Consider the following 22,039-nt stretch of genomic DNA (forward strand, 5'->3'; position numbering starts at 1 on the left):
ATGGAAAGCTGAACTGTTACATTATCAGTTGGATTGATTTGGTGGAATATACGATTGAAAGGGGTTATTTTGTTGCATATAGTTAGACGTAATGTTATTATGAGAATAATATAGAATTAATTGGGGAGAGGAGATATTAGGTATGTTTTATGAATCTGATGCAATGTTTGACACATCATTTGATATTTTGGTCGTGCTGTTTTTTGTGTGCTTTTTTGGAGTGATAGGCTATGTCGTGGTGAAAGTTGTAGTGCAATGGAATAGAAATAATCACTCCCCTTTAATAAATGTTCCTGCGACAGTGATTGCAAAGAGGGCAGATGTTTCAAGTCACAGGTATGCAAATGCAAATGATTTTTCGGGACTGGCTGATTATGAATGTGACCGCAGTAAGTGGGAACAGTTTGTCAGGCAAATGGAACTGTTTTATCAATTCAAGTGTGATAAATTAGAATTTAAAGATATAAGTTATGGGAGCAAAATATCTTTTGAAATGGATGCTTGCGGTCATTTTGCTGTAAAAGGAAAAATATATGGCGTCCATATGACACATTCTTTGGAATTTGAATTTGATGCAGACCAGACGGTATTGCCTGAGTTTATAAATGGGTTAAAAAAATTGTAATACAATGGCGGGTGATTTTGGAAAGGTGGTACTGTTATAATGAAAATAGATATTATAGGTTCAGTGGCAAGTGGAAAAACAACATTGGCAGGAAAAATATCACAGAAATATAATGTGCCGTATTATGAAAAGGACAATGTTGTCTGGGACAGGACTCCGGATGGAGACAGAAAACGGACACCCAAAGAACGTGATTTGTATTTTCAAAAGATTATCAGTGGTGATGATTGGATAGTAGAGGGAAGTCCAAGAAAGTGCCTTAAGGAAAGTTTTGGTTGCTGTGATTATATAGTTGTCTTGGACGAAAAAACTTCTGTAAGATTGTTTCGGGTATTCAAACGGTGGATAAAACAAAGAATAGGGAAAGAACACTATAATACAAAGCCGACTTTGAATTTTTTGAGGTATAATATTAAGTGGGTGTTGGAATTTGATGATATGAAAAAGGATTTGTTTAAGGAGTTAAATTCTTATGGCGAAAAGGTGAAAATATTTCGCAATTCTGATGAGGCATATGAGTTTATTTCAAGAAAATATTAAAAGATTATGGAGGTTTGGTTATGGCGGTGATATGCCGGTGTCAGCAGCTAACAGTGCTGTAAGCAGGCAGCAGGGCGGCATGGTGCTATAGAGGAATGAATTTTGGAATGTCATGAAAAAGTAAATGAAAATTTGTGTCATAAGGAGTATAATAGTAAAGTGATGGTGAAACTGATTATAGGTTGTGAATTTTTGTGCAACATATACAATATCAACACAAGGCACGCTTTCGCTGCCCGACACTCGTATCGGTACATAAAGCTGCAAAAGACGCAACTTAAGTACCGACGGTGTCAGAAGCACCTTGCTTATGATATGTAAAGTTGCACAAAAAAATATAGCTTGCCTAGAGTTTCGCAAATGTCTGATAATGGAGAGAAAAGAAAGGAGTTTTGTAAATGGAGTTTGGAAAAAGGTTTAAAAAGAAATTGTTGTGTGTGTTGGTCGCAACTTCTTTGGTCTTAACAGGTTGTTCAGGAGGGGAACCGACAGATGACGGTGAAGATGATGTTCCTAAGGGACAATATGAACTTGTTGTCATGAATCAGTATGGAGAGATTGTTCCGGGGGCAGAGGTTAGTATAGGCGGAAGTACATATACGACAAGTGATTATGGAACCATTAAAATAGATAATCCGGGTACGGGAAATTATGATATATCTGTTAAGTGTAATAATTATTATGATTACAATGCTAAATATAGTATTGGTGATGAGAGCACAGGGAAGATTACGATTAAAGCGGCAACTTTAGATGCACACAGGTTACAGTCAGCCGTATATAAAAGAGGGGCTGGAAAATTAGACCTGGTTGATACATATAAAAAGGTTAATAAAGGAACGGCAGGCTGGAAGTTTTCTATTGATGCCGCTGTTTGCAATGATGCAGAAACAGTAGCAGCATATAAACTTTTTCAGAGAACGGAAAGTGGAGATAAAGAAATTGCAAGCAGTACCACAGGTGAGTTCAATGATATAAGTATTAATGATTTTTCGGTAGGTACGGGAGTGTTTATAACCGTGTATGATAATGATGGAAATCAAATATCAACTTCGCTTAGGCTTGAGATAGCGGAAAATCCAAATTATACTGAGCATACAGAGCTTAGTTTTGGAAATGAGAATAAAATAACTGTTAGCGACAAAGTGCCTATATTTGGAGGGACGGAATTAAATTTTGGTTTTCCTTCAATACCATTGGATTATAAAGTGTCTGAAGATACTATCCATATAGGTTTTAATGTCGATGATGAAACTTTTGATGATAATGCCCTGTTTGAAAATTACAAAAAAATGCTTAATCAGGTTAAAGCGGCAAAGTTTGCTTCGACAAATATGAAGACTGCCATAGCACAGTTGAAAAAGAAGCAGAAGAAAAAAGGCGTCATGGGAATGGCAGGTTTTGATAAAGGCGTAGAGGTAACGGCAAGCGGATATGCAGAGGCAGGCGTAAATAGTGACGGAACATTATCGTCAGGAACAGGTTATCTGTGCGTGACGGCTGAGGCATCAGCAGAGTTTGACTGGCAGTTTGTTGTATGGGTTATACCGGTAACTATAGGAATAACAGGAGCAATTGAAGCGGATTTTGCGGATACCATAACATATGATTTTAATGAAAATAAACTTGAGGGAGATTCGTCACTAACATTAAAACCATCTCTTGAGGCAAATGCAGGCGTGGGATTTAAGTATCTCAATGGTGGAGTGTATGGCTCGGCAGGACTCGAGACAAAACTTGTTATAGCAAGTTTGAGCGAGGAGCCTGGATTTACATATCTTGATCTTAGCAGTTCGATAGGAATATATGCAAGAGTTGCATGGTTTGAACCAAAATATGACATTGCAAAAGGAACATTCCATTTATGGACAAGAGAAGATAAAAAGTCGGCACAGTCAGTTAAGAAAATATCTGATGGCATGACAGATTTTTCACAATTATATGACTTGGCAAATTATAAACTTTCAAAAAATGCAGATAAAATAAAGATAAAGGCTGTTTCTAAAGGTGACAAAACAGTAATTGCTTCGGGAGTTAATCCGGCGGCAGAACCGGTTGTGTCATCAAATGGAAGAGATGCTTTAAATGTATATACGGTGCGTGAAAATGTAAATGGTACGGATTATACAGCACCTAAACTGTATTATCAGACATATACTGCCGATGGAAATACAGGTTCGTGGTCGGACGCAAAAAAAGTAGACCAGGATGAAAGTGATTCTTCGACAGCGGTCAGTGAGATGAATCAGAAATTATATACTGATGGCAAGGACTATTATATGGTTTATCAGGAGTCATCTGTAGGGCCGGAAATATTAAAAAGTTATGCTTCAGCTTCAACAGATGCAGAAAAAGACAGTATTCTTAAATCAATATGGAAAAATGTTGAACTTCATGTAAAAAAATATGATACTGAAAATAATAAGTGGATTGATTATGGAAAGATAAAAACGGACGCTGCATTTGATTATAATGCTGATATTATTGTTAATGAAGGTCAGATATATGTATGCAGTGCGGCAAATGCAGAGGGCGATTATTTTGGAACAGGAACAGATAAGAACTATATAAATATCTCAAACTGCACCATAAATGATGCTTTGGTAACAAAAAACTGGAATGTAAAGAAAGCAGCAGGAAACCTCAACTCAGTTACATCCCTTGCAGCAGGTATTAAAGACAATAAGATAACCTGCGTATATGGTGTGGATTCAGATAATGATTTTTCTACGGATGAGCAGGAAATAAAATCATATACGGATGGTGACAGTCAGGAAAACATCAGTGTTTGCACAGGAAGTGCCGTAACTGTAGATTATGGATACAAGAATGATAGAAAAGAAACATTCACGATTGCATCAAATAGCAAACTTTCGTATCTGAAAGATGATGGTACAGTTAATGGTATCGTTGATGATATGGGAAGTTATGACGGAGTATATGCTATAACTGACAGAGGTATTTATTATGCGAAGAATACTGAAAATGGAACAGAGATTTTTGTAAGATATAAAACGGCAGATGGTACATATGGAGATGCTGTTCAGGTTACACAGGAAGAACGCTGGCTGAGAAATGTATCGGCATTTACAATAGCAGATAAAGATTTTATCGTTGCATCATCGGATGATTATGATGTCGAGGGTGACAGAGGTGTTACAGATTCAGAGATAGATGCTTTTGAAGTGACGGATTACTATGATCTGAATGTGGAAGAGGCAAGTTACGATTTGAATAATTCTTTGATGGGAGAGGAACTTCCGGTAACTTTAAAACTTAAGAATGATGGAAATAAAAAGATTTCGTATGTTGAGGTAAAGGTAAATGATGCAGACGGAAAAGAAGTGGCACAGAAGTCAAAATATTATGCGGTTGATATAGAGCCGGGTAACGAAAAGAACATTACACTTGAACTGTCAGGTATGAACATTGCGGAATATGGAGACTGGAAAGTTTCGGCGGACATAGTTTCGTCAATGCCGGAGGATACTGCCAACTCAGGAGATAATTTGATTTCTATGGAACCGGCACAAACAGAGGAAGCATCAACTTCACCGAATATTAATAATGAGCCAAAAGAGATAGAGGAAAAGACAAAGGATAACAACGGCACAGAGATGGCTTTAGGAAATAGTGATTTTGTTGTAAGAACACAGATGTGCGATTCAGGTGCTTATCCATATATGCTTGTCGAGGTTAAGAATGAAGGCAATAGAAAGGATTCAGCGGCTCTTAAACTATATAACGCAAATGATGTGACAGAGTCATATGGAGAAAGGGATGTTTCAAATCTGGAACCGGGAAGTGCCAAGATGTTTAAGGTAAACATAAAGCAGGATTGGGCAGATGATAATGGAAAAGTAGCGGTGCTTGCTCATGTTCAGGATGCCTCAAACGAAATGTACACATATAATAATTATGCATATCAATATACGACCATAAATTATGGAAGATTTTTGATAAATTATATTTTGAATGGTGGTGTAAATAATTCTGAAAACCCATCGACTTATACAACAGCAGACAGGATAAAACTTAAGGAGCCGACAAAAGACGGTTATACATTTGAAGGCTGGTACACATCTTCAAAATTTGATATTATCTCAAGAATCTCTGAGATTGCATCGGGAAATGCACAGGATATAAGTGTCTATGCTAAGTGGAAGCAAAAAGAAGCAGAAGCAGCAAAAACTCCTGCACCGGAGGTGACTGAGAAACCGCTTGCAAAGCCGACGACAACACCAACAAAGACACCGGCTGCAACAGCAAAAGTGACAGCAAAACCGACAACGAAACCGACAACAAAGCCGGGCAGTAATAATCCAAGTGCAGGCAGTAAGGTTAAGCTGTTGAAAAAGGGAATTATAAAGAAACTTACAAAATATAATGCATATTTTAAGGTTACAAAACCTGGAAAAGTTGTTAAAAGTAAGATAACAGGTGGAGAAGTTCAGTTTGTTAAACCGATTAAAAATAAAGCTTCAATATCTGTACCGGACACTGTAAAGATAGGAAAATTTTCTTATAAGGTTAAGTCTGTTGCCGGAAATGCATTAAAAAACAAAAAGACTTTGAAGAAAGTAACTATTGGTAAAAATGTTACAATAATTGGCAAAAATGCTTTTAACGGAAGCAAAAAGCTTAAAAATATAACAGTAAAATCATCAGTGCTTAAGAGTGTTGGAAAGAATGTATTTAAGGGCATATACAAAAAAGCTGTTATAAAGGTACCAAAGTCAAAATATAAAAAGTATAAAAAGCTGTTTAATAAAAAAACAGGATTCAGCAGAAAAATGAAGCTTAAGAAATAATTTTTTGTATAAGGTAAGCAGTGTAATAAAAGGGATGTAGTTTGTATAAATTTACAAATTGCATCTCTTTTGTAACAGTTCAGCCAAAAAAAGATAAGTCAATAATACACGAGCTTGCTCGATGTATTATTGGCTTGTTTTTTTGCTGAACTGTTACTATCTTTTTGGTATTGTCATAAAAAAGTAAATGAAAATTTGTGTCATAAGGAGTATAATAGTAAAGATGTTTATAAAACGATATGATTTGACAGAAAGGATTGGAATGATATGTACACTTTTAACAGCAGAGTAAGATATAGTGAGGTTGACAGTGACGCAAGGCTTACGCTTGACGGTATTATAAATTATATGCAGGACTGCACGAATTTTCAGTCCGAGGATTTGGGAGTCGGTCTTGATTTTCATAAGGAAAGGCAGATTGCGTGGATTCTTAATTCATGGCAGATAGTTATTGATGAATATCCGAGGATGGGCGAAAATATTATAATTGGTACGCAGTCATTTGGATATGAAAAGATGTTCGGTCACAGAAATTTTCTTATTACAAAGGAGGACGGCAGCAGGGTTGCTATTGCAAATTCACTCTGGGTGCTTATGGATTTAGAGAAAAACAGACCTATGATAGTTACGCCTGAGATAGGGGATGTCTATGGTACACATGAGCCGCTTGAAATGGATTATGCACCGAGAAAGATTAAAGTGCCGGAGGGCGGTGTGAAAGGCAGGGAGTTTGTGGTGCAGGAGTCACAGCTTGACACAAACCACCATGTAAATAACGGACAGTATGTGAGGATGGCGATGAACCAGATTGAACTTAAGTCTGTTAAAGAACTCCGTGTCGAGTATAAGAAACAGGCACTTCTTGGTGATGTTATTGTTCCGGTGATATGTGAGCAGGAAAATGAGACTTTTGTTTCGCTTGATGATGAAGAGGGCAAAGCGTATGCGGTCGTGCAGTTTAAAACTATCAGGTAGCAAAGCGGATTGCGAATAGCCGCTTGACATTTTTACACGCAGGATTTGTGGTTACGCACAAATTTGAGATGCCCTGAAAAGCGGGCAGGAATGGAGTTTTTTATGGTTTTAGCTTTTGTATTATGGGTGCTTGGGATTGCATCCGTGGTGTATTTTGGAGCTTATGCGTTCATTATCGGTTTGAATAATTCATTTACATATTTCTGGCTGCTTCTCGGCGTGGTGCTTTCAGCGGCTGGAACAGCTTTGAGGATGTGTCACAACGGCAGACTGCATCTGCCTAAGGCGGTGTCAGTGGCATTGATTGTATGTGTGATATTATTTCTAGGTGCTTTCGGTGTTGCGGAAAGTGCTATAATTAAAAATGCGGTTCAGAAACCGGAGAAAAATGCAGATTATATAGTGGTTCTCGGTGCGAGGGTGAATGGGACAAGAGTTACCTTAAACCTCAAATACCGTCTTGATGTGGCACTTGATTATCTTAATGAAAATGAGGGGACAAAGGTTGTTGTTTCGGGTGGTCAGGGTAAAGGCGAGGAAATAACGGAGGCTAAAGCAATGTCTGATTATCTTGTCAAAAACGGAATAAAAAGTGACAGGATAATACTTGAGGACCGGTCAAAAAATACAAATGAAAATCTGAAATTTTCGGCTGAGCTTATTGGCAGCAAAGAAAAAAAGACTGTTATTGTCAGCAATGATTTTCATATTTACAGGGCAAAATGCATAGCAAAAAAGATGGGTTACACAGATGTGAGCGGTGCAAGTGCAAAGACTAAGCCGATTACGATACCCAACAGTTTTGTGAGAGAAGCATTTGCGGTTATAAAATATAAGATTTTTAATCAGATATGATAAAAAATGTTATGCGAAAACGGCTGAAAATATAAAAGAAAAATCGTATAAATACATTGTTTGGATATATCAGGAAACAAGTTTTACGAAGTGATGTATCTATATGGAAATGAGGAAAAAATGGAAAATGAAGCATCAGATAAAAAGAAAGATATAAAAAGAGGAGTACAGGACGGAATACCGATAGCACTTGGTTATCTGTCGGTGAGTTTTGCATTTGGAATAATGGCAGTTTCGGCAGGGCTTACACCGTGGCAGGCGATACTTATATCGGTTGCAAATGTAACATCGGCGGGACAGTTTGCCGGTGTTGAGATAATGGCTGCGTGCGGTGGTCTTGTCGAGATGGCACTTACGCAGCTTGTTATAAATATACGATATGCACTTATGTCATTGTCACTTGCACAAAAGGTGGATGACACCTTTAAAAAGCCGACACGAATGGCAGTAAGTTTTTGCGTGACGGACGAGATATTTGCGGTTTCAGTCAGCAGAAACAAGACCGTAAGCAAATATTATATGCTTGGGATTATATCGGTTTCATACATCGGCTGGATAGCGGGAACAGCGTTTGGTGCACTGCTTGGCGGCATACTTCCGGCAGTTATAAGTGACGCACTGGGTATTGCAATATATGGAATGTTCCTTGCGATAATTCTTCCGGCGGCAAGGGACGACAGTCGTTTTCTGAAAGTAATAATAATTGCCGTGGTATTAAGCTGTATGTTTAGATGGATTCCAGTGTTGAATAAGGTTTCGTCAGGCTTTGTGATAATAATATGTGCGGTAGCTGCATCGGCAGTCGGTGCGTGGCTTTATCCGATTGATGAGGAGGAAGGAAATTAAATCTCTGATATATTTAGTAAAGATTTGTGAAGAAGTAATGTTGAAAACGAAAAATGATTTTATATCCATAAAAGTATGTGGAGAAATGAGGAAAATAAATGAACACACAGACATTTTTTATATATCTTATAGTGATGGCAGGGGTTACATATCTTATCAGGGCAATTCCGCTCACGGTTTTTACGGGAAAGATTGAGAACAGATTTATCAAATCATTTCTTGCGTATGTGCCGTATGCGGTGCTTGGTGCGATGACATTTCCGGCAATAATCTATTCAACGGCAGATTTGATTTCGGGAATAGCAGGAACGGTGGTCGGAGTATTCTTTGCATATAAGAGGAAAAGTCTTTTGATGGTTGCGGTCGCAGCCTGCCTTGCGGTTCTTCTTGTATCAGTGATAGAGCTTGCGTTATAGCTGTAAATCTAAATAAACAGAACAAAGAACACAAAAAGTTCACAAAAATTATTAGCACTCGCTATTGACGAGTGCTAATAAAAGTGATATAACATAATCAGAACAAAGGAAGGGAACAAAAAGAAGAAAAGAAATAAGATTTCAATCAGACAATCGGATTTGGAGATTGAGATTAAAAACTTTCACTGACAGGTCGCAAAGCGACTGCGTTCATGAGCAAGTAGCGAAAGCGGATTGCGAATGTCTGCTTTGCTCCTCCCGGTTCCATGAAACAAGGTAATAAAGCATATATGAAAAAGGAGAGATGACTTATGTTAATGCCTAGTATTTTTGGAGAAAATTTGTTTGATGATTGGTTTGATGAATTTCCGTTTTATGATTTCGATAAGAGCATGAAAAACACGGAAAAGAAATTATATGGTAAGAAAGCAAGCCGGATTATGAAAACTGATATTAAAGAGAAAAAAGACAGTTATGAGCTTGAAGTTGACTTGCCGGGATTTACTAAAGATGAGATAAATGCTTCTATTGAGGACGGCTATTTGACAATCAGTGCCGCAAAAGGTCTTGATAAAGACGAGAAAGAAAAAGACAGCGGTAAATATATCCGCAAAGAGCGTTATGCAGGTGCCTGCCAGAGAAGTTTCTATGTTGGTGAGGGTGTCAAACAGGAAGATGTCAAGGCTGAGTTTAAACATGGTATTTTGAAACTCACTGTTCCAAAGAAAGAGCCTGAAAAGGAAGTTGAAGAAAAGAAATATATTGCGATTGAAGGATAAAATATAGTGTTATGAGCAAGCCGCAGAGCGGATTGCAAATATCCGATTGATATGACGACTGTAAAAAGTTCTATTTTAAACCTCCATAGCATAACTTGAATAAGATACAAATGTATATAAGTCAAGGTATGTTATGGAGGTGTTTTTTATGGGAATGGATGAAAAAGTTGATGAAGTGCTTAAACAGTATGAGCTTGATATAAAGGCAAAAAGACGCGTGAGGGGTTCAGTGGTTGTAGAAAGTGGGGATAAATTTTTTGTTGTAAAACCATATCTAAGGGATGAGATGAGGATTTTGTTTGAGGAGAGTGTAAAAGAATGTCTCTATAAAAATGGCTATGAATTTGCTGATTTTGCTTTGAAAAATAATTCAGAGAAATATATAAGCGAGGATTCGTGTGGCGGGAAGTGGGTCGTAAGAAGATGGTTTCAGGCACGGGATTGTGATGTGAGAGATAAAATTGAGGTCCGTATGGCGGCGGGGCATCTTGCATATTTACATAAATTTATGAGAATGCCTGATGAATCTGAGGCAAAATTTAATACATCAAAAATAGATATAGTTTCTTTGTTTAAGAAACATAATAATGAAATGAAGCGTGTGAACAGTTATATCAAGGCAAAAAAACAGAAAAATCATATGGAGATAAGCATACTCAATTCGTTTAGAGAGTTTTATGAGCAGGGAGTAGAGGCTTTGGAATATATACAAAGATGCGGCATAGATGAATTATGTGAGAAGACAATAAGTGAAAACAGGATAATTCATGGAAGTTATAATTATCATAATATTTCTTTTAGCAGGGAAAATATAATAACATCAAATTTTGAAAAATCTGCGGTGGGACTTCAAATGACAGATTTATATGACTGGATTAGAAAAATTATGGAGAAAAACGGATGGAACTGTGAGCTTGGAGTTTCTATCGTTGAGGAATATATTAAAAAAAGAGAGCCTGAACCCGGTGAAATGGAAGTTTTGCATGCACTGTTACTCTATCCTGAAAAGTATTGGAAACTGGTTAATTTTTATTATAATGGAAAAAAGACATGGATTTCCGAAAAAAATTATGAAAAACTTGAAAAAATAAGGGCACAGGAACCTGACAGACAAAAATTTATCGCTAAGATAAAAGATTTAAGAGTTTGACTTTTTTTTTAAGTGGTTTTGAGTTATAATCAAATAGTACAGTATGAAAAATGCCGCTGATGCAGTATTTTTCATACGATAATTTGGGTTTGAGTAAAACAAGTTATTCAGAAATAAGGATTAGTGTATTAGTCTTATGACTGTGCAATGACTTTTTGATTAGGAGGGGCATTTTAAGATGCACAAGAAAATAGGGGCCGGTTTTATTAAACGGTGTGTGTGCCTTGTATTTTTGGTGGTAATGATGTGTGGATGTGCAAATAAAAGCGATTCACAAAACAAAGTGCAGGATACGGCTAAGCCTATGGCTGCACAGTCTTTTACAGGGGTTATCACGAGTGTTGACAAGGAACTGAAACAGCTTTCGGTAAGGGAGATTGACACAGATGTTGACACTATCATAAATTATGATGACACGGCAGAGATTAAGGATAAGTATAAGCAGGATATTTACGGGGATGAACTTGAACAGGGAATGATCATGAAGACTACCTATAGGACAAGCGATGCCAAGCTTGTATCTATGGAAGTGCCTGAGGACGCATGGGAGTATAAAAATGTGGACAAGTTTTCTTTTGATACATCTGAGTCATCAATGGAAGTTGCCGATGAATTATATCAGTATTCAGAACAGACATATTTTGGCACATCGGGTAACAAGGCTATTGAAATGGTGGAGCTTAGTGAGGCTGATGAACTTACGGTGCGTGGGATAGGGTATAAGGTCTATTCTGTTATAAGGACAGAGGGACATGGCTATTTGAGGCTGTTAAATTATAAGGATTTCATCGGTGGTATGATAAATATTGATGATGACATAATTTTACCGGTGACAAATAATATGCTTATAACAGTGAGCTGCGGCAATTACAGGGTTACCATGAACAAAGGAACTGCAAAAGCGTCAAAGACAGTCAGTATAAAAAATAATAAAGAGAGCACTCTTGATTTTAGCGACTACAGAAATAGTATAAAAAATGTAGGAAGTATTAAGTTTAATATTGACCCGATAGGTGCAGATTTGTATATAAATGGTACTAAGATTGATTACAGCAAACCAATATCACTTAATTATGGTACTTATTCAGTTTCCGCAAGCCTTAACGGATACAGTACATATAATGGAAAGCTTACTGTTGCAGAGGCAAGCAAGACTATAAATATAAGTCTGGAAACCTCTGATACGGCGTCAGCGGCAACGAGTGCTCCGCAGAGCACGGCATCGTCTGAAACGACAGAACCCCAGGCGACTGCGGCAGCGACGAGCAAGAGTAAGACTAAAACTAAAAAGATAGACAGCAACCATACCATATCGGTGACGGCACCTGAGGGTGCGGAGGTTTATCTGGACAATGTTTATAAAGGCATAGTTCCGTGTAAATTTACAAAGGTTATAGGTTCACAGACTATTACATTGAGTAAAAGTGGTTATGTGACAAAAAGTTATTCGGTGGATATTCTTGATGATGACAAAAATGTAAAACTTTCATTTTCAGAGCTTATCGAGGATGCAGATAAATAAAACTGTTTTTAAAATTTTACTAAACAGATACAAAGCAAACTCTATATGACAGATTTTGCAGTATCATAAATGTATGATGCAAAGGTCAAAAGCGACAGCGAACCATTGCATCAGTCGGGGTCGAAAGATATTTTGACCCCGGCATCAAATATATAATTTCAAATAAAAGAGCAGAAAGAGGAGGATATACAAGATGGATTACAAAGAGATTTATGAGTCATGGCTTGCAAACCCTTATTTTGACGAGGAGACAAAAGCTGAGCTTAAGGCTATTGCAGATGATGATAACGAGATTAAGGAGCGTTTTTATCAGGAACTTGAGTTTGGTACAGCCGGACTCAGAGGTGTTATAGGTGCAGGTACAAACCGTATGAACATTTATACAGTCCGCAAGGCTACACAGGGACTTGCAAATTATATTATAAAAGCAGGAAAACAGTCACAGGGCGTTGCTATCGCATACGATTCACGCCATATGTCACCTGAGTTTGCAGATGAAGCAGCACTCTGCCTTGCAGCTAATGGAATTAAAGCATATGTATTTGAGTCACTCAGACCTACACCTGAACTTTCGTATGCCGTAAGAGAACTTAAATGCGTAGCAGGTATCAATGTTACCGCAAGCCACAATCCACCTGAGTACAATGGTTACAAGGTGTACTGGGAGGATGGAGCACAGATTACACCACCTCATGACACAGGTATAATGGACGAGGTTAAGGCTGTTACGGATTATAACACGGTCAAGACAATGTCAAAAGACGATGCCGTTAAACAGGGATTGTATCAGCAGATTGGCAAAGATATTGATGACAAATATATTGAAGAACTTAAAAAACAGGTTATCCATTGGGACAGCATTAAGGAGATGGGGGACAAGCTTAAGATTGTTTACACTCCACTTCATGGCACAGGAAATATTCCTGCAAGGCGTGTCCTTAAGGAACTTGGATTTAAGAATGTTTATGTTGTGCCTGAGCAGGAACTTCCTGACGGAGACTTCCCGACAGTAAGTTATCCAAATCCTGAGGCAGCAGAGGCATTTGAACTTGCACTCAAACTTGCAAAAGAAAAGGATGCAGACCTTGTTCTTGCAACTGACCCTGATGCGGACAGACTTGGTGTTTATGTAAAAGATACAAAATCAGGCGAATATATCACTCTTACCGGAAATATGTCAGGCTGCCTTCTCGCTGATTATGAGATTTCACAAATTAAGGAGACAAAGGGACTTCCAGAGGACGGAAAGCTTATTAAGACTATTGTTACATCAAATCTTGCAGATGAGATTGCAAAATATTACGGAGTAGACCTTATTGAAGTTCTTACAGGATTTAAGTATATCGGACAGCAGATACTTAATTTTGAGACAACAGGCAAGGGTACATATCTCTTTGGATTTGAGGAGAGTTATGGCTGTCTTATCGGTACTCATGCAAGGGATAAGGATGCTATCGTTGCGACTATGGCTCTCTGTGAGGCAGCAGCTTATTACAAGACAAAGAATATGACACTCTGGGATGCCATGATTGCAATGTACGAGAGATACGGATATTGCAAGGACGGAGTGAAGGCCGTTACTATGAAAGGTATCGAGGGACTTGCAAAAATTCAGGAGATTATGTCAGACCTTCGTAAAAATCCTCCTAAGGAGATTAACGGACACAAGGTACTTTCATTCAGAGATTACCAGGCCGATACTATTACAGACCTTGCAACAGGTGAGGTTAAACCTACAGGACTTCCTAAGTCAAATGTACTTTACTTTGATATGGAAGACAATGTATGGATGTGTGTAAGACCATCAGGAACAGAGCCAAAGATTAAATTCTACTATGGAGTTGTCGGAACATCTCTTGAAGATGCGGATAAGAAGTCAGAGCAGATGGCAAAGGCTGTTGATGACCTTATCTAATTAAACAACAAGATGCAAGGGTCGAAATGCTTTTTGGTCCCAAACATCATAATAAAAGGGTAAAATGCTTTTTGTTCTCAATATTATTAAACGGCACTTAAAAATGCAGCAGAATATTAAAAAGTTTAGATATTTAAAGTGTTTTGCAAATGAAATTAAAAAATAATAACACGGACAGCCATATATGGCTGTTCATGTTAAAAAGATTCGGGGGAAAGCGTATGCAGGAAAAAATGGACCAGTGGATTAACTGGGTTGAATATGATGAGCTGCTTGAGGGAAGACATAATGCACCACATAATTTACTGGGATTGCACAGCTTTGGCAGAGGTCAGGTTCTTACGGTCTACAGACCTGAAGCTGAAAGAGTTTTTATAACTGATATGTCAGGGAAAAATGAACTTGAGTTAGAGGAAATTGGTGAGGGTTCAGGCTTTTTTGGAAAATATATTCCGAGAAAAAACTACAGAGCACCATATAAGGTAAAGGTTCAATATTCTGAGAATGATGTTATAGAATATGTAGATCCATATTGTTTTGAACCGCAGATTGGTGATGAAGATTTATATTATTTTGCGGAGGGTAAGCATTACGAGATATACAAAAAACTTGGTGCACATCCTATGACGATAAATGGTGTGAAAGGAACATACTTTGCGGTATGGGCACCTCATGCCAGGGCGGTAAGTGTGGCAGGAAGTTTTAATATGTGGGATGGCAGGCTACATCATATGAGAACACTTCAGGTTTCAGGTGTTTATGAACTGTTTATTCCGGGTGTTGAGCCGGGAGCAATTTATAAATACCAGATACTTACAAGAACAGGTGAAGTTCTGATGAAAGCAGATCCGTATGCAAACTGTTCTGAACTTCGTCCGGCAAACGCATCTGTAGTCGCAGACATAAGCGGATTTAAGTGGAACGATACTAAATGGATGCGTGAGCGTGAAAAGAAAGACAGAAATACGCTTCGCAAAGAGCCTATGGCTATATACGAAGTTCATATCGGTTCATGGCACAAGAAAGATGACGGTACGGAAGATGGATTTTATACTTATCGTGAGATGGCACCTATGCTTGCAGAGTATGTTAAGAAGATGGGATATACTCATGTCGAGCTTATGGGAATTGCCGAGCATCCGTTTGATGGCTCATGGGGATACCAGGTGACAGGTTATTATGCACCTACAAGAAGATATGGTTCGCCGAGAGACTTCATGTATTTTGTTGATTATATGCATGAAAAAGGTATTCATGTAATTCTTGACTGGGTTCCTGCACATTTTCCAAAGGACGAGCATGGTCTGGGAAGATTTGACGGACAGCCGCTTTATGAGCATCCTGATCCGAGGAGAGGAGAGCATCCTCACTGGGGAACTTATATCTTCAATTATGGCAAGAGGGAAGTCGAAAACTTCCTTATCGCAAACGGACTTTTCTGGCTCAAGGAGTTCCATGTAGACGGTCTTAGAGTTGATGCGGTTGCATCAATGCTTTATCTTGATTACGGAAAGGATGACGGCGAGTGGCTTCCAAATGAAAAGGGTGGCAATGAAAATTATGATGCCATAAATCTTTTCAGACATATGAACGAGCAGTTTGAAAAACAGTGTCCGGGAACAGAGATAATAGCCGAAGAGTCAACGGCATGGGCGGGTGTTACATCACCTGTTTCAATGAATGGACTTGGATTTCTGTTCAAGTGGAATATGGGATGGATGAACGACTTCCTTGAATATATGAAGCTTGATCCTTATTTCAGGGCAAACAATCATGGAAAGCTTACATTTAGTATGCAGTACGCATACAGTGAAAACTTTATTCAGGTTCTCTCTCATGATGAAGTTGTTCACGGAAAAGGTTCAATGATAGAAAAGATGCCGGGTGAGTACGAGGACAAATTTGCAAATCTCCGCACGGCATATGGATTTATGTACGGTCATCCGGGAAAGAAACTTCTTTTTATGGGACAGGAATTTGCACAGTTCAGGGAGTGGAGCGAGAAGCGAAGTCTTGACTGGGAACTTCTTGACTACGATATGCACAAGAAGATGCAGGCATATGTAAGAGAGCTTAACAAACTTTATGAAAAATATGATGCCATGTATGTAAATGACTGTGAGCCTATCGGATTTGAGTGGATGAGTTGTGATAATGCTAATATGAGCACTGTAAGTTTTGTGCGTCGTGGAAGTTCTGCGAAAGATCAGCTTTTGTTTATTTGCAACTTTACACCGGTGCAGTATGAGGAATATCGTACAGGAGTGCCTTGTGCAGGTGAATATACAAAGATACTTTCATCAGATGATGAGAAGTTTGGCGGAACAGGCGTGAATGTTAAAAAGGTAGTAAAAGCAGAAAAGATTGAGTGTGAGAAGAAAGAATACTCAATAGAGTTAAATCTTCCGCCTATGTCAGTTACGGTATTTAAGTTTGATTATAAATAAACTGATATGTAATTTATAAAAAACATTAATATTAAAAAATATAAAAGAGAGTGCAACAATTTTTAGTATTGCACTCTCGTATTTTTAATGTATAGGAAAATGCTTGTAATGCAATGCGGTGCCAACAAGAATTGCGAAGCAATTCTTGCAGGAGCAAAACGCTGGTTTTGCTCTTTCTTATAATAAAATTTTTTATTCTTTAGAATATTTTCAGATAATCTTATCTTCAATTTTACTTCACATACTTTGCATTAACATATCCCACATAAGATTTCTTTGTGTCAGAATATCTTACTTTATAAAATTTGACTTTACCCGCCTTTTGAGTTTTGAGCACAGCCAGATACGAACCTTTAGGTATTTTTACTTTTGGCTTTGTCAGTGAACTTAAATTATTGAAAAGTTTAGCTGCCTGTTTAGCGGTGCCGCCCTTATAATATTTAAGTTTTGCATCGGCGGGAAGATAAACACTGTTTTTTTTGCCTTTAATATAATAATTTACATGAATAAATGTTGTATTATTTTTGTAAACCGTTTTACCGAGATATTCAACTATTGAATTTTTAGGTAGCGTTCTAAAGGCATCTGACTGTGCCGAAGGTTTTTTCAATAGTTTGTGTTTTGCTTGCGTTATGCCGGCACGACTCTTTGAAGCGGAAGCCGTGAGTGAAGCATAATTGCTGTATGTAGTATCAGAAGCGGTTTTGTTTATGCTTCTTATTTTATAATAATATTCATGCCCGTTTGTTACTTTTGTGTCTTTATAAGTTGTCGTATTTACATTTGATATTATTTTAACATTTTTGTAGCTGCCATCGTAAAAGTTTTTTCTGAATATCTGGTATCCGGCAGCATTACTGCTTTTTGTCCATTTTAAAGTGATTGCTTTTGTGCCGGAAACAGCTCTGAAATTCTTTGGTGCTGTCATTTTGGTGCCGGAAGGTTTAGCAGTCGGCTTTACAGTCGGCTTTGCCGTTGCTTTAGCAGTCGGTTTGGCTGTCGGTTTAACCGTTGGCTTTACAGTCGGTTTTGCGGTAGGCTTAGCAGTCGGTTTGACCGTTGGAGAAGCAGTTGGCTTTGGTGTGTTTGTTGCTGCTGGAGCGGGTGTTGAGCTTGTGTCATCAAGTTTGCTCTTTGTGTACCAGAAGTTACAGTCAACTTTTCCTGTTATACCATTGACTTTTCCTGAGCTTGTGTACTGCCAGTATTCATATTTGTTTGCATAAGTTGTTTTTGTAGTGTAATTTGCAAGCCATACTTTATATGATTTGCCTATTGAAGCACCGTCAATAAGGCTTGAAAAGTCGCTCTTGTTTGCGTAGACAAGAGGTGTATATCCGGCATCCTTAACGGCTGCACAAAATGCTTTTACATTAGCTGTTGCGGCGGATTTGCTTAACTTGGCATTATACATTCTGCCGACCGGTTTAGAACCGTCGGTCGGATATTCATAGTCGATGGCAACCGGCAGCGTAATATCGTAATCTTTAATCTTATCTATACAGAATTTGGCCTCTTCCTTAGCTTCGGATGTCGTGAGTGCTTCGGTAAAATAGTAAACACCGACCTTTATGCCGGCGGCAAGAGCACCTTCTATATTTGTTTTATAGAAAGGGTCAGTACAGAGAGTGCCTGATTTTCCGTAACCTCTGTAGCCTACTCTTACAATTACGAAGTCAACTCCGGCTTTTTTGACTTTGTTCCAATCAATAGTGCCGTTGTTATTGTTGTATTTTGAAACATCAATTCCGTGATATATATTATATCCGCTAAAAGTATCGTTGTGTGTATAAGTGGAGTTTGTGAACGGACTTTTTCCGGTCAGTGCAGCAGATGCCTTTTTGGTGTTTGCAGGCATAGATACAGTCGATGCAAATGCAGTTTGTAAGGCAAGTGTGCAGACGAGCAGTTTTGACAATAGTTTCTTTTTCATGATGTCCCCCCTAAAGTTTGTTGTGCTTACAAAATCAGTTGAAAGTTGTGCTGATTGTAATGATATAACAATAATAACGCAGGCACGCTCTCGCTATGCCGTCGTTCGCAGCAGTACATAGGTCAATAAAAAACATTGCCCAAGTGCTGGCGACGACGTAATGTCTGCTTATATTATTTGCTATATCATTACAATCTTGTAAATCTGTCAAGATTTTGCAAGCGTTATGTTTATTAAAATTGTTACTTTTCTATGGTATTTTACAGTATATATGTGTGGTATGTCAAAAAAATGTTTGACACTATTAAGAAAGTCCATGACATTTATTGAATAGAGAAGTAAGTGGTGGGGACTCTTTTTGATATCAGGAGAGGCAAAAGTCCATTTTGATGTGTTGTGATAGTGTTATAAGCAGGCTGCACAGCGGATTGTGAATATCCGCTTGAAATATAGATATAGTCATAATGGTAATAAATGGTGATTGACAGTTAAGGTATGTGATGATAAAATATAAACAAATGTTCGGGAACTAAAGTTCGAGAAAGGCGGTCGGTTACATGGTTTTTGAGAGTGATACAAATCTTATGAAGAAATTACAGATATTATCAGATGCGGCAAAGTATGATGTTGCCTGTACTTCGAGCGGAGTGCAGCGTGACGGCATCAAGGGTGAGATAGGCAATGCAATGTCGTGTGGTATCTGCCACAGCTTTGCGGCAGATGGAAGATGCGTGTCGTTGCTTAAGATATTGTTTACAAATGAGTGCATTTATAATTGCAGATATTGTATAAATCGTGTATCAAATGATGTTCCGAGGACTTCTTTTACACCTGAGGAGGTGTGCAGGCTTACAATGGAGTTTTACAGGAGAAATTATATAGAGGGATTGTTTTTGAGTTCGGGTATCTTATATTCTCCTGATTATACTATGGAACTTATCTGTAAAACGCTTCATGACCTTAGGGTAGTACACCATTTTAATGGCTATATACATTGCAAGGCTATTCCGGGGGCTTCACAGGAGCTTGTTGAACTTGCGGGCTGGTATGCAGACAGGATGAGTGTCAATCTTGAACTTCCGACAGAGGCAGGTCTTAAAGAACTTGCTCCGAACAAGAGCAGAAAAAACATACTTACACCGATGCGTCAGATACAGTCGGGTATGGCACAGAGCAGGGAAATGTTAGGGATGAAAGGCGGCAATAGGAGTGCGTACTGGTACACATCAAAGCGTTTGGGACGGAGTATGGAGATTGAGGAACATAAGATTACACCTGATAGCAGTTTAATAGGTGGGAGAAATGATAGATTTGAAGAACAGAAAAACATTCATAAAAGCAGTAATGACAAAACATATAACTTATCGATGGACACAGGAAAAAATGCAATATTAAATGCAGATTTTAAAGGCAGAAAGTCGGAAAAGCAGATTGAAAAAACGGATATTTTGTCTATGGAGGAACATAAGACCGGCTCAAATGCACTTACCATGTGGAACAAGACTGATACAAGCAGAGGGTTTGTTCCGGCAGGACAGAGCACACAGATGATAATTGGAGCGACAGGTGAGAGTGATTACGAGATAATGTCTGTATCTGAAGCACTTTATAAAAGGTTTGATTTAAAGAGGGTATTCTACTCTGCATTTATCAATGTAAATAATGACAGTACACTTCCGGCACAGGTGGGAGGACCGCCGCTTCGCAGGGAACACAGACTTTATCAGGCAGACTGGCTCCTGAGATATTATGGCTTTGAGGCGAATGAACTTTTATCTGAAAAAAGGCCGTTTTTCAATACATTCTTAGACCCTAAGTGTGACTGGGCATTAGGACATCTGGAGGATTTTCCGGTAGAGATAAATAAAGCAGATTACAACACTCTTCTCAGAGTACCGGGGATAGGAGTCAAGTCGGCAGGGCGTATAGTCCGTGCGAGAAAGTCGGGAAGTCTTGACTTTAATTCGTTAAAGACAATAGGTGTTGTTTTAAAGCGTGCCGTATTTTTTATAACCTGCAACGGAAAGATGATGTATGATTTTCTTAAAGTGGATGAAGATTATATTACGAGGAGTCTTGTTACTAATGAGGGCGATGTGATGAGAGGTTTTGGGGCGGATATTACTTATAAGCAGCTTACACTGTTTGATGATTTCCAACTTGGGTAGAAAGGAGAGCCGTAATCATTATGGGAGATAAGAGGGTACGCATATACAGGTGTGCGGATGATGAAGTGGGCATTTTTAGTGCCATATATGAAGCAGGTATATCAGGGTATGGTCATAAGTATATTAAAATTCAGCCGCAGTCTGCTGATTATATGTATAGCATGGAGCTGTTTGCGGATTATATAGATGTGGAGAGTTCCATAAAGAAGATGAATTCTGTTCTTGATGCGATTAAGGAAAAGATTTCGCATGAAGCATATGAGTATGTCATGAAAGCAATAGTGAGCGGAGATGCCGGCAGGGGAGATGTGATATATCAGTTTATCACATATGGATTTACTCTTGGGGCAAAGGTTGTCATGGCGGTTCAGTTTCAGGAGGTTGCGGATATGTTTACGCTTGTACGCAGTGTCCAAAATGAAGCGTATCGGTATATTGAGGTGCTGAGATTTAAGGAAGTTATACACAAACCACCGCTTCTTTTAAGTGTGATAGAGCCAAAACACGATATTGTGGCACATTTAGCAAATCATTTTGCGGACAGGTTTAACAGTGAGTGGTTTATTATATATGATGCAAGGCATCACAAGGCAGTTTTCCATGAAGCAGGAGGAAAGTGGGAAGTAAGACTATTAAGTGAGAATGAGGAACAACGGCTTAAAGAACTGAATGAGACGGAAGAGGAATACTCAGACTTATGGAAAGTATTTTTTGAAAATATAGCTGTCAAGGAGAGAGAAAATAAAAAATTGCAAACGGGAAATCTTCCGTTGAGATTCAGGGAGCATATGACTGAGTTCGAGAAGTAAAAGGTAATCCGAGCAAGGTCATAGGGGTGTCGGCTTGATTTCAGAGATGAATTCTCTTTTCAGGGCTGAACTGTTACGATTAAGGTAACAGTTCAGCCTTGCATTTCTTACATTCATAAACCTGCCAGCGAGCTGTCAGTCGCTGCTTTGCAGCTTTTGTTTATTTCATTTCAGAAATGAAAGGCTATTCTACCATAAAAAGCTACTTAACAATACAATGAACAAGCTCATTGTATTGCCAATTATCT

At 38.4% G+C, this 22,039-nt stretch carries 15 protein-coding genes; 14 read left to right on the plus strand and 1 reads right to left on the minus strand.

Annotation, left to right across the window (positions count from 1 at the left end; genetic code table 11):
• The first annotated feature begins 142 nt into the window (after positions 1-142).
• From DW721_RS13530 to glgB, 12 genes are all read left to right on the plus strand, one after another.
• Positions 143-625, plus strand: coding sequence for a DUF2500 family protein (locus tag DW721_RS13530; protein WP_118746070.1), 483 nt, complete (start codon positions 143-145; stop codon positions 623-625).
• Between the two features lie 39 nt (positions 626-664).
• Entirely contained in the window at positions 665-1,165 is a 501-nt protein-coding gene (locus DW721_RS13535; protein ID WP_118746071.1) for a DNA topology modulation protein FlaR, read from the plus strand.
• A 398-nt stretch (positions 1,166-1,563) separates the two neighbouring features.
• Positions 1,564-5,976, plus strand: a complete 4,413-nt coding sequence (locus DW721_RS16475; protein WP_118746072.1) for an InlB B-repeat-containing protein — start codon at positions 1,564-1,566, stop codon at positions 5,974-5,976.
• Between the two features lie 267 nt (positions 5,977-6,243).
• The gene (locus DW721_RS13545; protein ID WP_118746073.1) at positions 6,244-6,951 is read left to right on the plus strand and encodes an acyl-ACP thioesterase domain-containing protein; all 708 of its coding nucleotides are present in this window, start codon (positions 6,244-6,246) and stop codon (positions 6,949-6,951) included.
• Positions 6,952-7,053: 102 nt separating this feature from the next.
• Positions 7,054-7,806 (plus strand): YdcF family protein, encoded by a 753-nt coding sequence (locus tag DW721_RS13550; protein ID WP_182436334.1) that lies wholly within the window; start codon positions 7,054-7,056, stop codon positions 7,804-7,806.
• Between the two features lie 120 nt (positions 7,807-7,926).
• On the plus strand, positions 7,927-8,652 hold the full coding sequence (locus tag DW721_RS13555) for an AzlC family ABC transporter permease (protein WP_118746074.1): 726 nt from the start codon (positions 7,927-7,929) through the stop codon (positions 8,650-8,652).
• 98 nt (positions 8,653-8,750) lie between these two features.
• On the plus strand, positions 8,751-9,068 hold the full coding sequence (locus DW721_RS13560) for an AzlD domain-containing protein (protein WP_118746075.1): 318 nt from the start codon (positions 8,751-8,753) through the stop codon (positions 9,066-9,068).
• Between the two features lie 311 nt (positions 9,069-9,379).
• Positions 9,380-9,847 (plus strand): Hsp20/alpha crystallin family protein, encoded by a 468-nt coding sequence (locus tag DW721_RS13565; RefSeq protein ID WP_022013179.1) that lies wholly within the window; start codon positions 9,380-9,382, stop codon positions 9,845-9,847.
• A gap of 148 nt (positions 9,848-9,995) precedes the next feature.
• Positions 9,996-10,997 (plus strand): hypothetical protein, encoded by a 1,002-nt coding sequence (locus DW721_RS13570; RefSeq protein ID WP_118746076.1) that lies wholly within the window; start codon positions 9,996-9,998, stop codon positions 10,995-10,997.
• 178 nt (positions 10,998-11,175) lie between these two features.
• Positions 11,176-12,519 carry a PEGA domain-containing protein gene (locus DW721_RS13575; protein WP_118746077.1) on the plus strand — a complete coding sequence of 448 codons (1,344 nt, stop codon included), beginning with the start codon at positions 11,176-11,178 and terminating at the stop codon, positions 12,517-12,519.
• A 193-nt stretch (positions 12,520-12,712) separates the two neighbouring features.
• Positions 12,713-14,434 carry a phospho-sugar mutase gene (locus DW721_RS13580; RefSeq protein WP_118746078.1) on the plus strand — a complete coding sequence of 574 codons (1,722 nt, stop codon included), beginning with the start codon at positions 12,713-12,715 and terminating at the stop codon, positions 14,432-14,434.
• Between the two features lie 221 nt (positions 14,435-14,655).
• Positions 14,656-16,881 (plus strand): 1,4-alpha-glucan branching protein GlgB, encoded by a 2,226-nt coding sequence (gene glgB, locus DW721_RS13585; RefSeq protein WP_118746079.1) that lies wholly within the window; start codon positions 14,656-14,658, stop codon positions 16,879-16,881.
• 232 nt (positions 16,882-17,113) lie between these two features.
• Here glgB and DW721_RS13590 read toward each other — a convergent pair whose 3' ends face one another.
• A complete protein-coding gene (locus DW721_RS13590; protein ID WP_118746080.1) occupies positions 17,114-18,814 on the minus strand; it encodes a GH25 family lysozyme in 1,701 nt (566 codons plus the stop codon).
• 557 nt (positions 18,815-19,371) lie between these two features.
• Between DW721_RS13590 and DW721_RS13595 the strand changes: the two genes are divergently transcribed.
• The gene (locus DW721_RS13595; protein WP_118746081.1) at positions 19,372-20,982 is read left to right on the plus strand and encodes a putative DNA modification/repair radical SAM protein; all 1,611 of its coding nucleotides are present in this window, start codon (positions 19,372-19,374) and stop codon (positions 20,980-20,982) included.
• Positions 20,983-21,002: 20 nt separating this feature from the next.
• Positions 21,003-21,791, plus strand: coding sequence for a TIGR03915 family putative DNA repair protein (locus tag DW721_RS13600; RefSeq protein ID WP_118499743.1), 789 nt, complete (start codon positions 21,003-21,005; stop codon positions 21,789-21,791).
• Positions 21,792-22,039: the final 248 nt, after the last annotated feature.

This window comes from Clostridium sp. AM27-31LB, from assembly GCF_003480745.1.
Taxonomy (GTDB): domain Bacteria; phylum Bacillota; class Clostridia; order Lachnospirales; family Lachnospiraceae; genus Butyribacter; species Butyribacter intestini.

Coding starts and splice junctions, on each gene's coding strand:
- DW721_RS13580 (WP_118746078.1), top strand. CDS start 12,713: ATGGATTACAAAGAGATTTATGAGTCATGGCTTGCAAACCCTTATTTT.
- DW721_RS13590 (WP_118746080.1), bottom strand. CDS start 18,814: ATGAAAAAGAAACTATTGTCAAAACTGCTCGTCTGCACACTTGCCTTA.
- DW721_RS13570 (WP_118746076.1), top strand. CDS start 9,996: ATGGGAATGGATGAAAAAGTTGATGAAGTGCTTAAACAGTATGAGCTT.
- DW721_RS13565 (WP_022013179.1), top strand. CDS start 9,380: ATGTTAATGCCTAGTATTTTTGGAGAAAATTTGTTTGATGATTGGTTT.
- DW721_RS13595 (WP_118746081.1), top strand. CDS start 19,372: ATGGTTTTTGAGAGTGATACAAATCTTATGAAGAAATTACAGATATTA.
- glgB (WP_118746079.1), top strand. CDS start 14,656: ATGCAGGAAAAAATGGACCAGTGGATTAACTGGGTTGAATATGATGAG.
- DW721_RS13555 (WP_118746074.1), top strand. CDS start 7,927: ATGGAAAATGAAGCATCAGATAAAAAGAAAGATATAAAAAGAGGAGTA.
- DW721_RS13560 (WP_118746075.1), top strand. CDS start 8,751: ATGAACACACAGACATTTTTTATATATCTTATAGTGATGGCAGGGGTT.
- DW721_RS16475 (WP_118746072.1), top strand. CDS start 1,564: ATGGAGTTTGGAAAAAGGTTTAAAAAGAAATTGTTGTGTGTGTTGGTC.
- DW721_RS13575 (WP_118746077.1), top strand. CDS start 11,176: ATGCACAAGAAAATAGGGGCCGGTTTTATTAAACGGTGTGTGTGCCTT.
- DW721_RS13600 (WP_118499743.1), top strand. CDS start 21,003: ATGGGAGATAAGAGGGTACGCATATACAGGTGTGCGGATGATGAAGTG.
- DW721_RS13535 (WP_118746071.1), top strand. CDS start 665: ATGAAAATAGATATTATAGGTTCAGTGGCAAGTGGAAAAACAACATTG.
- DW721_RS13530 (WP_118746070.1), top strand. CDS start 143: ATGTTTTATGAATCTGATGCAATGTTTGACACATCATTTGATATTTTG.
- DW721_RS13545 (WP_118746073.1), top strand. CDS start 6,244: ATGTACACTTTTAACAGCAGAGTAAGATATAGTGAGGTTGACAGTGAC.
- DW721_RS13550 (WP_182436334.1), top strand. CDS start 7,054: ATGGTTTTAGCTTTTGTATTATGGGTGCTTGGGATTGCATCCGTGGTG.